Raw genomic sequence first — 15,706 nt, 5'->3', positions numbered from 1 at the left:
TACTTCCACCTCGGCGGTCTTCAGCTGTATCCGGCTGGAATCCGTCAATGATTACCCACCATGATTGGGGAAGACCCGTTCATAAAGGTTTCCATAATATCCATCGGTAACGGGAACACGATGGTTGAAGAGTTGCTGGTGCTCATATCGGCAAGGGTCTGCAGGTAGCGCAGCTGCATGGCGCCTGAGTCCACTGACATTACCTGGGCGGCTTCAACCAGCTTCTTCGATGCCTGCAGTTCGCCTTCCGCATGGATCACCTTCGCGCGACGCTCCCGCTCGGCTTCCGCCTGACGGGCGATGGCACGGATCATGGACTCGTTCAGGTCCACGTGCTTGATCTCGACATTGGCCACCTTGATGCCCCAGTCCTCGGTCTGGGCATCAATGATTTCCTGTATATCGGAATTCAGTTTATCCCGCTCTGAGAGCATTTCGTCCAGGTCATGCTTGCCCAGTACGGATCTCAGAGTGGTCTGGGAAAGCTGACTGGTCGCAGAACCAAAGTCTTCCACCCGCAGTATCGCCCTTTCGGGATCCACTACGCGGAAATACAGCACCGCATTTACCCGAACCGTCACGTTGTCCTTCGAAATCACGTCCTGGCTGGGAACGTCCAGGGTGATGACCCGTAAATCAACCCGCACCACCTGCTGAATACCCGGGATGATGATAATCAGCCCCGGTCCCTTGACCCCCTGAAAGCGGCCCAGGAAGAAAACCACGCCCCGCTCATATTCCGGCAGAATCCGGATGGCCGAGCCAAGAATCAGTAACAACACCACAATGGGTGCAATCCAGGGAATCAGTTCACCTATCATAATGCCTCCTTACGGCTATGATCCTTTTGTACCGGGATAACCTTCACGGTGAGCCCCTCCAGTGACTGTACACGTAACCACTGACCAGTGACGATGGCGTCGTCGCTGATGGCATTCCAACGCTCACCGGAAAGGCGAACGTGGCCCCGGTAGTAGTCGCCATCGCTGGAAAAATCGTCCAGCGCCTGGCAGCGTTCTTCGGCCATATGTTCGGCACCTACCGCAGGCGCCTTGCGCCTGAGCCCCATGAACCGGGTCACGGTCCACAGTATGAAGCCGCCTGCTACCGCGGCAGTGCCGCCTACGGCAGGTAATGAGATGGCCTGGTGAGACCCATCCATAAGAATCACCGACCCCAGCACGAAGGCCACAATGCCGCCCACGCCCAACATACCGAAACTCGGCATGAAGGCTTCCCCCACAATAAAGGCAAGTCCCAGCAGAATCAGTGCCAGGCCAGCATAGTTCACGGACAGCACCTGGAACGCAAACAGAGCCAGCACCAGGCAGATAGCGCCAATGACCCCCGGGTACAGGCTACCCGGATTGGCCAACTCGAAGATGATGCCGTAAAAGCCGATGATCATCAGGAAATAGGCCACGTTAGGGTCGGTGATCACCGAAAGCAGACTGGTTCGCCAGTCCGGTTGCTGGCGAACAATGGCGAGGTTTTCCGTATCCAGGGTTCGGGTGCCGGAGACCATGGCCACTTCTCGACCATGGACCTGGCTGAGCAACTCATCCAGGCTGGAGGCGACCACATCAACCACGTTCTTTTCGAGGGCTTCCGCCGCCCCCAGGTTAACCGCTTCACGTACGGCCTGCTCGGCCCAGTCAGCATTGCGCCCATGCCGATCTGCCAGGCCCCGGATGTAACTTACAGCGTCCTCCATCACCTTGCGTTCCATCGCGGTGCTGCTGTCATCAGAGCCGGACCCGTCGCCAGTCGATTCTTCCTCTGCGGAGCCGGGTTCACTACCGGAGTCATCCGGTGCCTGATCGGAGCCAGGCATACCGCCCATCTGAACCGGGGTGGCAGAACCCAGGTTAGTCGCGGGCGACATGGCGGCAATATGGCTGGCATAGAGGATATAGGTACCGGCGCTGGCGGCCCTGGCACCGGATGGTGCTACCCAGGTCATTACTGGTACCTCAGAGGCCAGGATGGCCTTGATCAGAGAGCGGGTGGAATCCATCAACCCACCGGGGGTGTCCATCCTGATCACCACCAGAGCCGCGCCGCTTTCTTCAGCGTCTTCAATGCCCCGTACCACATAATCCATGGTGGCCGGGCCGATGGCACCATCAATGGTTAATACCGTCGCTGTGCGTTCACCGGAAGACTGGGCAAGCACCCACTGGCCGACACTGAGGGCAAGGCCAAGCAAAAGCAGGCCAAGCCAGAGCCTGTAACGATGGCGGGGAGGACGAGAGATGGCTGTCAGTGGTTCCATTACCTGCTCCCTTGCGTGAGCCGCCCCGAAACCGGGGTCAGCGAGCTGGCCCCAAACCCTCGTCCCTTGATATCAGAACCAGCGTTGGGGAGAGCCTGATCCGGAGGCACCGGGCGCAGCACCCGGTCGCTCGCTTGCCTGGCTGTCACTGGCCGCCTCGGTATCGCGACTGGCCAGGTGCGTTACCCTCTCACCAATCATACGCGGAATACCGTCAGCCTGTTCAATCACCTGCTCAACAACCCGGCGCTGGATCTCCAGCTTCTCGTTCTCTTGCGTGTAGGCTTCAAGGGCTTCGGCCACCTGCTCCCACAGACGCTCTTTTTCTTCTTCCGGGTATTCTTCCCTGGCACGATGCACCTCCAGCCACAACTGGCCATTGCGCATACCCACCTTGACCGGCTGGTGTATCACCTGAACCGGTGTGCCCTTGCTGACTTCATTGACAAAACGGGAGATATCATCGTTGTACATGCGGAAGCAGCCATGACTGACCTGCATGCCCACCCCGAAGCCCTTGTTGGTACCATGGATCAGGTACCCATCCTCACTGAGTATCAGCGCATGGCTGCCCAGCGGGTTTTCCGGTCCCGGAGGAATCATTCTCGGCAGGTATTCACCACTGGCTTCGTATTCGGCGCGGATACTTGCAGGCGGATACCAGGCCGGGGACTCAAGGCCCATGGTGACCTCGGCATCGGTCAGGGGCGAGGGATTTTCCTCCGTTCCCACACCCACCGGGAACACCTGCACACCGCCATCACGAAAGTAATAGAGACGATATTCCGCCAGGTTGATGACAATACCGTCCCGACGGGAGTCCGGTAGCACATACTTGCGTGGCAGGGTGATCCGGGTACCGTCACCCGGCAGCCAGGGATCCACCTCCGGGTTCGCCTTCACCAGCTCCAGGTAACCCAGGCTGCGCTGGGTACCAATTTCGGCAAAGGTATCCTCGTACCGGGTGGTCATCATCTGCAGCTTGCCCGCCAGGTCCCCTTCCAGCGCCCATACCGGTGAGCGGGCACGGCTGTCCTTCGGGGCGGTTTCTTCCCCGTTGGCATTGCCGTGGACTGCCAGGCTATCCAGCGGCGTACCGCCCCGGGCCTGTCCGTCATCCGGAGATTGCTGCGCGAGGGCCGAGACTGCGCTCCCACAGGCCAGGAGGCCAGTAACCATCAATGCAATAACAGATTTCAGGGTGTTAGCCATTATGGGTATTCCAGTTCGATATTCGTGGCCCCGTCCAGGACCGGTCAAAACCTGTTGCTACCTTGGATGTTTCCGCCATGGCGGAGTTCCCCTGGTGGCACCGATATGGCCCTCACAAGCCGTTAAAGGCCGCCACAACCGTAATAATCGCCAATACAATAAACAGGATGCTGGCCCCGATGCGGGCCGTTGCCATGGGCATACGCTCCATAAGCCACTTGCCCGCCAGGATCACCGGCACATTCGCCAACAGCATACCAATGGTCGTGCCCACGATCACCCAGAAGGTCGCATCGTACCGGGCCGCCAGCACGACAGTGGCAATCTGGGTCTTGTCACCAATCTCGGCCAGGAAAAACATCAGGGTGGTGGCGGCGAATGCCCCAAGGCCAAGCAGTTTTGAATCTTCACCATTTTCCTTGTCCGGGAACAGTAGCCACAGGGCAATTGCGACAAAACTGGCCGCCACCAGCCAGGGTACCCAGGTCTGCGGAAGCCAGCTGGCCACCCAGGCGCCCAGCAAGGCTGACAGGCCGTGGTTCACCAGCGTGGCGATAAAAATGCCAAGGATAATGGGGGTGCGGTGATGAAAGCGGGTAATCAGGAAAAGCGACAGCAGCTGGGTCTTGTCGCCGATCTCGGCAATGAATACAGACAGGGTCGAGGCGAGAAAAGCATCCATAGCAATGAAAGTCCGGGGCGGAGCATGACGACATGAGGAACCGCCACCCTCCGCCCACGGAAGTAGCTGTTCCCCAGGTCTTGTCAGTTCCGCCCGCTGCGACCAGCACCAGACGGCTTTCTCGCAGCGCTCTTGCCAGCAGCAAAACAGGAACGTGGTGGCCACGGAGATGTGCTCCGATTATGTTGACCATCACCCGCAGCCCGTCAAAGGCTGCGGAGACTACTCCCCTGAAGGAGGGGCAAGCATAGCGACCCGGCTGCCAAAACTCAACCGGGTCCGGGCTGCCTACTTTTTCAGCTGGCCAGCGTTCTCCATGACCCGCTCGAACACACTCAGGGCCACTTCGAGGTCTTTGTCCTCGACACCCTCAAGCAATTGATCACGCAGCAGGTTGCCCCGTTGATTCAGGTCGCTCATAAAGCGCTCACCCCCACTGGTGAGGTAAAGCCGGCGGGCCCGTCGGTCGCGCTTGCAGGGCCGGCGCTCAATCAGGCCCTGTTCCTCCAGGCTATCGAGCAGGCGTACCAGGGTCGGATTCTCGATGGCCATCAGGTGGGCCAGTTCCCGCTGGGTCAGCCCTTCTCCGCCACGCTGCAGGTACACCATGGTGGACCAGCGCGCCTGGGTAACCCCCAGGTCCTTGAGGCGCTCATCCAACAACTTGCGCCAGCGCCGGGTAACCCGGGCGTTGGCGAAGGGGAACTGATCTCGGGAAGTTTGCGGGTCCATGTCACTGTCCTGTTACTGAGATTTCAGCAATAGTAAGCTAATCATTGAGACGAACACAAGTTACACATTGATCAGGTTTGCGCCAGATCAAGATGTAACCTGCAACGTCAGGCAGATTCCCGGGCCAGCTCGTCGGCTTCCGCTTCCGGCGAGGCGAGGAACTCTTCGTTCCGGGGATCGATTTCCGCCAGCACCGGCGACGCTTCCGGCATGGCAGCCACGAATTGCTCCTGCTCCTCTACCGGAACATCCGGGGTGTGGCTGATGCGATAACTGGTGGCAGCGGCCAGCAGGACCAGGAAGCCCGCACTGCCCCAGAACAGGCCAGATGGCCCCAGAACTCCCATCAGTTCGGCCATCACCACCGGGCCGATCACACTGCCGATACCATAACTGAGCAACAGGGTGGCACTGGCCGCCACGATGCGGTGAGATTCCATACGGTCATTGGTAATCGCCACGGCAATGGGATACAGGGTTGCCGACAGGCCGGTAAACACCCCTACAAGCAACATCAGCAGTGTCAGGTTGGCACTGCCTGTCATGGCGACGGTAACCGCTGTCACGGCAGCCGCCACCGCCACGATAAACATCACCCGACGACGGTCAAAGGTGTCGCAGATACGGCCAAGCGGCCAGGCCAGGATCATCGCCGCAACGATAGCCGCCGCCATAAACAGGGAGGTTCGGGATACATCCAGCCCCGCCATGGTGGCGTAGACCGGTCCGAGCGCGTAGAAACCACCGATCAGCACGCCGCAGATCAGGGCGCCGGCCATACCGGTAAACGACTCCCGGGCCAGGGTAAAGAAAGAAAGCCGATCCGCCGTTTCTATGTGGGGCGCCTCCATTCGGGTCAGCGACAGGGGAATCAGCGCCAGGGTCAGCAGGATGGCCGCCAACGTAAAGGGCATGAAGTTGGCCGGATCACCCAGATTAACGACCAGCTGGCCGCCAGCCGCCGCGATGTAGAAAACAATCTGGTAAACCGCAAACAGGGCGCCGCGGTTACTGTTGGTGGCGCGACTACTGAACCAGCTCTCGATGACCACCAGTACGCCCGCAATGCTGAAGCCGGACAACGCCCGCAATACCGCCCACAACACCATGGTGACAGACAGCGGATAGATAAGCGCAGTCACCGCCGCCAGCGCTGCAAATACCGCAAAGGCGCGAATGTGTCCGACGCGTGCAATGATCCGGTTCACGTACAGGGTGCCCAGGACAAAACCAACCGAATAACACACCAGTACCCAGCCTATTACCGAAGGCTCCACCGATTCGATACTGAGGCGGATACCCAGCAAGGTTGTCAGGAACGCGTTGCCACTGACGAGCAAAATAATACTGATGATCAACGCCGACAGGGACGCCACCATTCGGGTCATCAGGAAGTCTCCGGAAACAGGTAGAAAGCGGGCCCAGGACCCGGCAACAGTGAATGTTCAGCTGGCTAACAGACAGCAAACTTGATTTAAGCATCCAATAGCGCCAACAGCCATTACGCAGTTGCCGAAACGGCCCCTGGCTGAACAGAAAAACAGCTCTGCAAGTCACGCCACGACTGCATTTCACATAATTTTACATTAATCGCCCGTAACACACTGACCTGTGGTAATACTGATAACATCGGTCGGGTGATCATGGATCGGTCACTGTCGACCAGACCTCTGTCAGCCATCACCAAGAGCCCGACATTATGAAAAAAACGGAATGGCCCATTCGCTGGGATCTGCTGCTGCGCTATCGCCTGATAGAAATTGTAGCCCTTTGGGAAGGCCGCCTTACCACCAACCACATCTGCCACGGCTTTGGCATTGGCCGTCAGCAGGCGTCAAAGGACATCAATACCTATCTGCGGGAACTGGCACCCGGCAACCTGGTCTACGACAGGCACCTGAAAGGCTACATCCCGGCGCCGGATTTCCAGCCCGTCGTGACCCGGGGCAAGCCTGAAGAGTACCTGGAGCTGGCCTGCCGGCACCAGTCGCTGAGCAACTGCTTTGAAAACCTCGATATCGGGCTGCCCGACAGCTGTGTGGTGCGGGCGCCATGCGGCCAGGCCAGCCCCGAGGTTACCCGCGCGGTCATCACCGCCTGTCGCCAGAAACGCAAACTGGAAGCACGCTACCTCACCCTTGAAAGCCCCGACGGGGAAGCCCTCGTGCTCGAGCCACACACCCTGGTCATGACTGGCCAGGGCTGGTATGTGCGGGCCTGGAATGACCGCCGCCAGGGTTTTGGTGATTACCGGCTCAGCCGCCTTACCGGCCAGGTTCGGGTCACCCGGGACAAATCCCGTCACCGGGAAGAGCATGATGAGCGCTGGAACCGGATGATCAGCCTCAGGGTGCAACCGGCAGCCGGGCTGGATACGGCCAGCCGTCGCCTGGTCTGTGCTGACTATGGTATCGACGATGCGCCCCTTGAGGTACGCTGTCGGGAAGCCATGGTGCCCTGGCTGCTGCCCATGCTCGGGCTGCCTGCCAACGGTCGCGAAGGGGATATACCGGGTCGCCAGCTGGAGCTGTGCAATGGGGATGCCCTGCCGGCGTGGCTGAAAACCCCCAGTCGAAATACGGTAGCCGAGACTCAGTCAGACACCGTATAAACAAGGCCTCATCAACCAACAGGCCAGACCAGGCCCGGGAATCTGCGCGGTAGACATGCTGAGAATGGTTGTTGCCCCTGCCCTGCTGATACTGGCCTTCCAGGCCGGGGCACAGACTTGTGGCGACACACACACTGCCGTTTCCGGTATTCAGGGACCCGGAGACGAGTCGCCCCTGGCCGGGCAGACGGTAACGGCAGAAGGCATCATGACCCTTGACCTCCGCCAGACTGGCGGGTTCGAGGGTTTCTATCTCCAGCAGGCCCGACCTGAACAGGATGATGATCCGGCGACATCCGAAGCGGTGTTTATCCATACCCGATCCGGTGCCGGCGTGCCCGGAGACCGGGTCCGGGTGCGTGGCAGGGTCGGTGAATACTATGGCCTTACATCCCTGAGCCGGGTAAACAGCGTCACCGTGTGTGGGTCCCCGGGCCTGCCGCCTCCAACTATTTTTGATCCCGGGCAAACCACCGCCGACCATCGGGAACCTTTCGAAGGCATGCTGGTGCGTACAGAGCACCCCCTGGTGGTCACTGACACCTGGAACCTGGCCCGTTACGGCGAACTGGTCCTGGCACCGGAACTGCAGTGGGTACCTACCCAGTTGCAACAACCTGCCCCCGGCCTGGTAAGTCGGCTCGACAAACAGGAACAGGTCCGGCTGATGCTGGATGATGGCCAGCGCAGGCAGGGCCCCCGCCCGGTTCCGTGGCCTACTGGCAACCTGGCGCCGGATAACCCGGTGCGCATCGGCGACCGGGTTGGTCCCGTTACCGGTATCCTCGACTACCGGTTCGGGCACTGGCGACTGCAGCCCCTGTCGCCACCAGAGTTCAGCGCCACGAAGCCTCGTTCGCCGGCACCTGGCCGGCACCAAAGTGCCAATCTGAGAGTCGCCTCACTGAACCTCGGGAATCTGTTCAATGGAAACGGACAGGGCGGCGGGTTTCCCACTCCCCGTGGCGCCCGCAACCGTGATGCCTACCAGCAACAGCTGGTGCGCCTTGCCGCCCAGATAACCGCAATGGATCCGGACATCCTCGCAGTATCCGAGCTGGAGAACGATGGCTACCGGCCACGTAGTGCCATCGCACACCTTGCGGAGCAGCTAGGTAAGCACTGGCGTTTTGTCAAAGGATCAACCAACACTCACAGCGATGAAATCCGCAACGGATTGCTTTACCGTGCTGACCGGACCCGCCCGGCAGGACCGGCTCAGCTAATGGACCAGGGCGCATTCACACACTGGCATCGACCCGCGCTGGCCCAGCAATTCGAGCTTGCCGGGGGCAGTGACACCCTCACCATTATCGCGGTGCACCTGAAATCCAAGAGCTGCCGCAATGCCCCGGCATCACAGCAAGCAACCGGGGATGGCCAGGCCTGTTTCGCCCGGGCCAGGGCCGAAGCTGCCCGGGAACTGGCCCGTCGGGAATCAGGTGACGAATCTGCGGTACTGCTGGTGGGCGATTTCAATGCCTACGCCATGGAAGACCCGCTCCGGATATTGGCTGCAGCAGGCTACCATGACCTGGTTCGTGAATTTCACGGGCCCCGTACCCAGACCTTCCGCTTCCACGGCCGCCAGGGCACCCTGGATTATCACCTCGCCAACCCGTCGGCGCGAAAACAGGTCCTGGCCAGCCATGTGTGGTCAGTCAATGCTGAGGAGCCGCGAATCTGGGCCTATGACGCACACACTGACATGGACCTGCCCCCGGCCTATATCTGGCGGGCGTCCGACCATAACCCGGTGATAACCGACCTTCGGCTTGAACGCAGACAGTAGCCCGCACGGCAGGGATGCAGCCCCGGGCAAGCTTCAGTCGATGCCAACGAGCTTGTGCATCTGAATGGTCAGGCGCCAGCGGGGATGGTGCAGGCAATAGTCCACCGCCTTGCGGGTATTGCTGGCCTTTACCGGATCTGCGCCGCTATCCGGTGTCGCAGGGGAAGCCATGGGTGAGAGGAAATAGTGACGGGCGCGCACGGACAGGAAGCGCTCGGGCATGGCCAGGGGCTGGGGATATACCAGTTTCAGCTCGTCGCACTGGTCAATAACCACGGTGGCATTTGCCTTGGGGCTCACGCACAGCCAGTCAATGCCCGCCGGGGCCGGTAAGGTGCCATTGGTTTCCACACCCACGTCAAACCCCCGGGCATGGAACGCCGAGACAAGGGGCTCATCCAGCTGCAACAAGGGTTCACCACCGGTGCAAACCACATAGGGTTTCACCCCCTGCTGCTGGCATTCGGCCATGTCAAACGGCCACAGTGCCGCGATGTGATCTGCCAGGGCGGCTGATGTCTCGAACCGCCCGCCATTCTGGCCATCGGTGCCGACAAAGTCCGTATCGCAGAAATTGCACACGGCACTCGCCCGGTCCGCCTCCCGGCCATTCCACAGGTTGCACTTGCTGAAACGACAGAACACCGCCGCACGCCCGGCCTGGGCGCCCTCACCCTGCAAGGTGTAAAAAGCTTCCTTGACCCGGTACATCAGTTGCGGGCCTCATAGGCCAGTGGGTCGGAAAGGCCATGGGCGGCAAAGGCCTCCAGTCGCTCCACGCAGGATCCACAGGCACCACAGGCTTTTTCTCGTCCGTTGTAACAGGTCCAGGTCTGGCTGTAATCCAGCCCCATGGTCAGTCCATCGGCAAGGATATCTGTCTTGCTGGCACGGATATATGGGGCTTCAATGCGTACCGGCTCATAGTTGGCGACACGACAGACGGCATCCATTTTTTCCACGAACTCCGGGCGACAGTCCGGATAGATGGCATGGTCGCCCCCATGGGCGCCGAACCAGACCGCATCGGCCTCCACCGTGACCGCATACCCGGTGGCCAGGGCCAGCAGGATCATATTGCGGTTGGGCACCACGGTGGATTTCATGGACTCTTCTTCGTAGTGGCCTTCGGGCACCTCGCTTCCACCGGTCAGTGCCGAGCCCGCCATCACGGCCTTCATCGCCCGGATATCAATCACTTTATGGGGAAGGCCCAGCTGTTCACACACCTGCGATGCCACCTGTAACTCACGGACATGCTTCTGGCCGTAGTCAAAGGACAGGGCATGGACATCGTGACCGTCCGCCAGGGCACGATGAAGCAGGGTGAAGGAGTCCATCCCACCCGAATAGATCACAACAACACGTTCAGACACCCGTCCTCCTGCTTGCCAAATGGATACTGGTTATTTAACCGCAAAGTGTTCAGCATCACGCTGCCCACGGACTTTCTATTGTAACAGCCACCAGCGACGATGGGTTCGCGTCAGACCAGAGGGACGGTTACACTTTGCACACAGCACAGCAACTGACCGAAATACCGATGACCCAAGCCACCACGCCGGCCTTTATTGACTTCGAGGCCTCAAGCCTCGACCTGATCGCCAGCTACCCGATCGAGGTAGGAGTGTGCCTGCCGGATGGCGCGGTCTACAGCTGGCTGATCCGCCCCCACGTGCTTTGGCATGACTGGTCTGAAAGCGCCGAGGCGATCCATGGCATACCCCGTGCGGTATTGATCGAAAAGGGCCACACCGTGCAGCAGGTTGCCGGCTACCTCAATAATCTGCTCACCGGGCAGGTCTTCTGTGACGCCTGGACCTTCGACAGCTTCTGGTTACACCGGCTGTTCCGTGCCGCCGAAATGCAACCCGGCTTCCAGCTGGAATCCATCTCGCTGCTGCTTGACCCAACCCAGGTCCAGCGCTGGACACCGGCACGGCAGCAGGTGATTGCGGAACTGGGCCTGCCGGTACACCGGGCAGCCAATGACGCCCGCATCCTGCAAACGACCTGGCAGCTGGTCACCGCCGCCGACCAGGGTCACTCCGACTCTCCCCAAAGTCATTGAACATTCGCTGCATAACGGAATAAAAAAAGGCGCTGCGGGAAACCCGGAGCGCCAAGACAATAAAGGAGAGATCACACAGTAACTGACGAAACCCGACGTGCTACTGCGGATTGCACAACGTAAAACACGTGACGGGAGTAATTATCGTCGGCCTGTAGCCCACGGTCTGTAAGGGTTTGCCGAAGGCAGGGTTAATGCGTATCGCCCGCTACGCGCACCCCATTTGCAAACTCTGGCGGCCACGATACACTGATCATTGCTGGCCGCTTTTCCTGGCTGGCGTACGCTGAACAGCATTACCTGAACAATCCCTGAACAGAGCCATTACGGAGAGTCCCGATGGGCTTGAAGAAACAAAGCCACCTTGTCGATATGAGCGCGCGGATCAGGGCACTGCTGCCTGTCCGTGGCATGGTGATTTTCAGGTAACGCTTTCGGCCCTGCCCGGAAGCTTCAGGCGACCGGGCATGCAGTCTCCCGCATGAAAACCCGGTCCCGTGAGGCCGGGTTTTCTGGTTTTTGCAGCCGCATAACGGTAAGGAGAGTGCCATGAACAGACCAACAACCAGACGTGCCGCCAACGTTCCGGCCAGTCGCCGGCCCGGCCCCATCCGCCGCCCGGAAAAACTGCCGCTGCTCGATGCCATCTGCAAGAAGCTGAACCAGCGGGTCAACGTCGAGGACGAACGCAGTGTGCTGGGCCTGTATGAACGCGGCTGGATCTTCAATGGAGTGCTTGCCTCGCTGGACGGGGCAGAGGCGCGCTATGTGAAGTCTCTGGCGAGCCGCTACGATTCATGGATCGCCCGCCAGGTCGCATAGGGCCTGCGCGCCGATGAACTGCTATAGTCTGGCTCATGTAACCAGGGAGTGTGCCATGAGCCAGACATCCGTTGCCGATACCCTTCGCGAGTACCTGTCACTGCTGGAACTGCTGGATGATGCCTACTGGGAAGCGGGCAGCATCGCCCACAAGGACCTGCTGTACGACATCATCACCATCTTCCACCAGGAAGTGGCAGAACTGAACAAACTCAGCATCCAGGACCATCACTATCCCTACGAGGTCATTACCGAAGGTGTGCGGCGAGTTGTTCCGCAACTGGAGCGCCTGGACGAGCAGCGTTATGACATCATCCAGCGGACCCAGACCCTGACGGATTTCCGGGACATCGTGTCGTCCGTGCTGGGCATCCTGGAAGCCCAGTTACGCACGATCTGAGGTGGCGTCCTCGGCTGGGGCCGGTGCGTATACTTCGACCCTGTTGCGCCCCAGGTTCTTCGCCAGGTACATGGCCTTGTCCGCGCGGCCGCACAGTTCTTCCGCGCTCTGCCCATGGTTCGGAAAGACGGCCACTCCGATGCTGACAGTCATATCCAGCGTCTGACCCGCCACCACCGGCACCGGCTCCGACACCACCCGCCGGCGCAGACGTTCGGCCGTCTCGCAGGCCTCCTCCACTGACATCTCCGGCAGCACCACCAGGAATTCCTCGCCCCCGAAGCGTCCCAGGGTGTCCACTGACCGTATGCTATCGGCAAGTCTCAGGCTCACCGTCCGCAGCACCTGGTCCCCTATGGCGTGACCCCAGGAGTCATTAACGGCCTTGAAGTGGTCCAGGTCGACCCAGAGCAGGGCAAGCTGGCGCCCATAGCGTTCTGCCCTGACCAGCTCCTCCTGCAGGATCCGCTCCGTTTCCCGCCGGTTGAACTGGCCAGTGAGCGGATCCAGGGTCGCCAGCTCTGACAGTTCCTGTTCCAGGCGCTTGCGTTCGGTAATATCGAGAACAATCCCCTCCAGCACCAGGCCATTGTCTCCTTCCACACCACGACCACGCTCCCAGACCCAGATAAGCTCCCCGGATTCACGGCGGAGGCGATACTCCACTGAAAACGCGGACGCACTTCCGATCGCCTCCTCCACCTTCCGCAGGACGGCAGAAGCATCACCGGAGTCCATCAGTTCGGCCCAGGCCACCCTCCGGTTATCGATCAGGTCAACTGGCCGATAACCGGTGAGTTCAAAGCAGCCGCTGGACACAAACTTCATGGTCCAGTGTTCGTCGTAAAGGCAGCGGTAAGCCATACCCGGCAGGCTGTCCATCAGGTTGGCAAGCTGGCGCTCCCTGGCCATCAGGGCGGTTTCAGCCGCCCGCTGCTCGGTAATATCCATACCTATGGCAATCGAGCCCACCACCTCACCCCGGGAGTCCTTGAGTGCCCGGGAATTCCAGGCAATCAGGCGCTCGCCGTTGTCGCCTGTCTGGATATAGGTTTCGAGCCCCTCCACCTCTTCCAGGCCTGTCAAAACAGACTTGGCCCGGCTTAGTACCCAGTCACGATAGTTCGGGTCCGGGTAAAGCTTTTGCCAGATTTCGTCACTGCCAGAGACCTCGTCACTGGTATAGCCGCTGATTCGTTCAGCTGCCCGGTTCCAGATCAGTACCCGCCCGTAAGAGTCCAGCACGTTAAGCCAGACATTGGCGTTGTTAATCACACCTTGCTGGAACTGGCTCAGTCGCAGGATTTCCTCCTGCTGGGCCTCGCGCATCAGGATCTGTTCCCGGTCCCGCCGCAACTGTCGCAACAGCACCAGGTAAAGCACGGCACCAGTCACCAGAACAAACGCCCAGCCTTTCCAGGTTTGCAGCCGGCTGAGGGCGACCGGATCGCTGACCAGGCGTTCGACTGCAGCGTCGGAAAACAGTATCCACAGCGCGCCTGCCAGCAGATAGGCCATGGTTATTTTGAGGGAACGCCCCAACGCCGTTCCCTGTGCCTTGTGCTTGTCCATGGGTAATATTTTGTCCTGAACCGTTGCGTACCAACCGCAAAGACGCCGCTGGCACCCGACTGAACTGCAAGCCAGTCCTCTGTAATGAAAGTAGTGTGTCACAACGGTCACGTCGACCGCTTAAACAATGTTTTACGACTGCCATACTTGGTGCGATAGTCTGACAGCTTGACGAACCGGCAACTTTCACTGAAACAGGAACCCAGGCATGGCAGCAGGCCCACCCAGAACGGCACAACAGGAGAACACCAGGGCACTTTGGTCCTGGGCGCTCTATGACTGGGCCAACAGTGCCTTCTTTACCATTATCCTGACGTTTATATTTGCACGGTACTTCAGTCAGTCGGTGGTACAGGACGACGTGGCCGGCACCAGTGCCTGGGGCAACATCGTGGGTGTCTCGGGAATCGTGGTGGCACTGGTGGCCCCGGTACTTGGAGCCATTGCCGACCAGTCTGGCCGCCGCAAGCCCTGGCTCATCGCCTTCACGCTGCTGTGTGTGCTGGGCAGTGGCATGCTGTGGTTTGTGGAACCGGGCAGTGGGGATCTGTGGTTCTCTGCCTTCTGGGTCAGCGTGGGCATCCTGGGTGCCGAGTGCGCCTTTATTTTCTATAACGCCATGCTGCCGGACCTGGCTTCCCCCAGCCGGCTGGGGCGATGGTCCGGCTGGTCCTGGGGACTGGGCTATGTGGGTGGCGTTACCTGTCTCGTGGTGGCGCTGTTCGGGTTTATCGAAGGAGATACCAGCTGGCTTGGACTGGATCGCGACAACCTGGAACACGTACGGGCCACCTTTGTGCTGGTTGCACTGTGGTACCTGGTGTTTTCCCTGCCGGCGTTTTTCCTCATTCCTGACCAGCCTTCCCGTGGCCTGTCCATCGGCCAGGCGATCCGGTCCGGCCTTGGCCAGCTGAAGGATTCCCTCAGCAAGGTACGGGAGCTGGGGCATATTCTCCGTTTCCTGGTGGCACGGATGCTCTACACGGACGGACTGGCCACCATCTTCACCTTTGGCGGCGTCTATGCCGCCGGTACATTCGGCATGGACCAGACCCAGGTACTGCAGTTTGCTATCGCCCTCAACGTGACTTCCGGCCTCGGGGCGCTGGGATTTGCCTGGGTAGATGACGCCCTCGGCGGTCGTAATACGGTACTGTTATCGCTGGTCGGACTGGGTACCAGCGCCCTGGCTATCCTGCTGGTGGACTCGGTACTCTGGTTCTGGATCTGGGGGATGACCCTGGGCATCTTCGTCGGCCCACTGCAGTCCGCCAGCCGGTCCTATATGGCCCGGGTGGTACCCCCTGACCTGCAGACCCAGATGTTCGGCCTGTTCGCCTTTTCCGGCAAGGCCACCGCCTTTGCCGGCCCCCTGCTGGTTGGCTGGGTTACCGTTGCCACGGGTAGCCAGCGCTGGGGCATGGCCACCATCTTGGTATTTCTGGCAGCGGGGTTCCTGATCATGCTGTCCGTTCCTCAGGCATCGAAGGTAAGCCATGAACGGTCCTGACTTGTCAGCAGCCCGGCGTTATCCTTC

The 15,706-nt window shown here is 60.0% G+C and carries 15 protein-coding genes; 6 read left to right on the top strand and 9 right to left on the bottom strand.

Features of this window, described 5'->3' with window-relative positions:
• Positions 1–44 precede the first annotated feature (44 nt).
• From MLC59_RS05800 to MLC59_RS05775, 6 genes are all read right to left on the bottom strand, one after another.
• Positions 45–821 (bottom strand): slipin family protein, encoded by a 777-nt coding sequence (locus MLC59_RS05800; RefSeq protein WP_248231876.1) that lies wholly within the window; start codon positions 819–821, stop codon positions 45–47.
• Positions 818–2,275, bottom strand: a complete 1,458-nt coding sequence (locus MLC59_RS05795) for an NfeD family protein (protein ID WP_248231875.1) — start codon at positions 2,273–2,275, stop codon at positions 818–820. Before MLC59_RS05795 ends, MLC59_RS05800 begins: the two co-directional genes overlap by 4 nt.
• Positions 2,276–2,347: 72 nt before the next feature.
• Complete coding sequence (locus MLC59_RS05790) at positions 2,348–3,487, bottom strand: L,D-transpeptidase family protein (protein WP_248231874.1); 1,140 nt, start codon at positions 3,485–3,487, stop codon at positions 2,348–2,350.
• 112 nt (positions 3,488–3,599) lie between these two features.
• Positions 3,600–4,169, bottom strand: a complete 570-nt coding sequence (locus MLC59_RS05785) for a TMEM165/GDT1 family protein (RefSeq protein WP_248231873.1) — start codon at positions 4,167–4,169, stop codon at positions 3,600–3,602.
• A 288-nt stretch (positions 4,170–4,457) separates the two neighbouring features.
• Entirely contained in the window at positions 4,458–4,901 is a 444-nt protein-coding gene (locus MLC59_RS05780) for a MarR family transcriptional regulator (RefSeq protein WP_248231872.1), read from the bottom strand.
• A 107-nt stretch (positions 4,902–5,008) separates the two neighbouring features.
• Positions 5,009–6,289 carry an MFS transporter gene (locus MLC59_RS05775; protein ID WP_248231871.1) on the bottom strand — a complete coding sequence of 427 codons (1,281 nt, stop codon included), beginning with the start codon at positions 6,287–6,289 and terminating at the stop codon, positions 5,009–5,011.
• A gap of 311 nt (positions 6,290–6,600) precedes the next feature.
• Between MLC59_RS05775 and MLC59_RS05770 the strand changes: the two genes are divergently transcribed.
• Entirely contained in the window at positions 6,601–7,512 is a 912-nt protein-coding gene (locus MLC59_RS05770) for a WYL domain-containing protein (protein WP_248231870.1), read from the top strand.
• A gap of 55 nt (positions 7,513–7,567) precedes the next feature.
• Positions 7,568–9,304, top strand: coding sequence for an ExeM/NucH family extracellular endonuclease (locus MLC59_RS05765; RefSeq protein ID WP_248231866.1), 1,737 nt, complete (start codon positions 7,568–7,570; stop codon positions 9,302–9,304).
• 33 nt (positions 9,305–9,337) lie between these two features.
• On the opposite strand, the gene queE is transcribed toward MLC59_RS05765, so the two are convergent.
• A complete protein-coding gene (gene queE / locus MLC59_RS05760) occupies positions 9,338–10,015 on the bottom strand; it encodes a 7-carboxy-7-deazaguanine synthase (RefSeq protein ID WP_248231865.1) in 678 nt (225 codons plus the stop codon).
• Positions 10,015–10,680 carry a 7-cyano-7-deazaguanine synthase QueC gene (queC, locus tag MLC59_RS05755; protein WP_248231861.1) on the bottom strand — a complete coding sequence of 222 codons (666 nt, stop codon included), beginning with the start codon at positions 10,678–10,680 and terminating at the stop codon, positions 10,015–10,017. Before queC ends, queE begins: the two co-directional genes overlap by 1 nt.
• Positions 10,681–10,847: 167 nt before the next feature.
• Here queC and MLC59_RS05750 point away from each other — a divergent pair, with 167 nt between their 5' ends.
• From MLC59_RS05750 to MLC59_RS05740, 3 genes are all read left to right on the top strand, one after another.
• Positions 10,848–11,375 (top strand): 3'-5' exonuclease, encoded by a 528-nt coding sequence (locus tag MLC59_RS05750; RefSeq protein WP_248231855.1) that lies wholly within the window; start codon positions 10,848–10,850, stop codon positions 11,373–11,375.
• A 549-nt stretch (positions 11,376–11,924) separates the two neighbouring features.
• Entirely contained in the window at positions 11,925–12,197 is a 273-nt protein-coding gene (locus MLC59_RS05745) for a hypothetical protein (protein ID WP_248231853.1), read from the top strand.
• A gap of 55 nt (positions 12,198–12,252) precedes the next feature.
• On the top strand, positions 12,253–12,597 hold the full coding sequence (locus MLC59_RS05740; RefSeq protein ID WP_248231851.1) for a hypothetical protein: 345 nt from the start codon (positions 12,253–12,255) through the stop codon (positions 12,595–12,597).
• On the opposite strand, the gene MLC59_RS05735 is transcribed toward MLC59_RS05740, so the two are convergent.
• Positions 12,583–14,169 (bottom strand): sensor domain-containing diguanylate cyclase, encoded by a 1,587-nt coding sequence (locus MLC59_RS05735; protein WP_248231848.1) that lies wholly within the window; start codon positions 14,167–14,169, stop codon positions 12,583–12,585. The two genes, MLC59_RS05740 and MLC59_RS05735, sit on opposite strands and share 15 nt — an antisense overlap.
• Positions 14,170–14,377: 208 nt before the next feature.
• Here MLC59_RS05735 and MLC59_RS05730 point away from each other — a divergent pair, with 208 nt between their 5' ends.
• Positions 14,378–15,679 carry an MFS transporter gene (locus MLC59_RS05730; protein ID WP_248231846.1) on the top strand — a complete coding sequence of 434 codons (1,302 nt, stop codon included), beginning with the start codon at positions 14,378–14,380 and terminating at the stop codon, positions 15,677–15,679.
• The last annotated feature ends 27 nt before the right edge of the window (positions 15,680–15,706 follow it).

The organism is Marinobacter bryozoorum (genome assembly GCF_023156245.1).
GTDB lineage: Bacteria > Pseudomonadota > Gammaproteobacteria > Pseudomonadales > Oleiphilaceae > Marinobacter > Marinobacter bryozoorum.
This window is presented reverse-complemented; position numbering and strand designations above follow the sequence as displayed.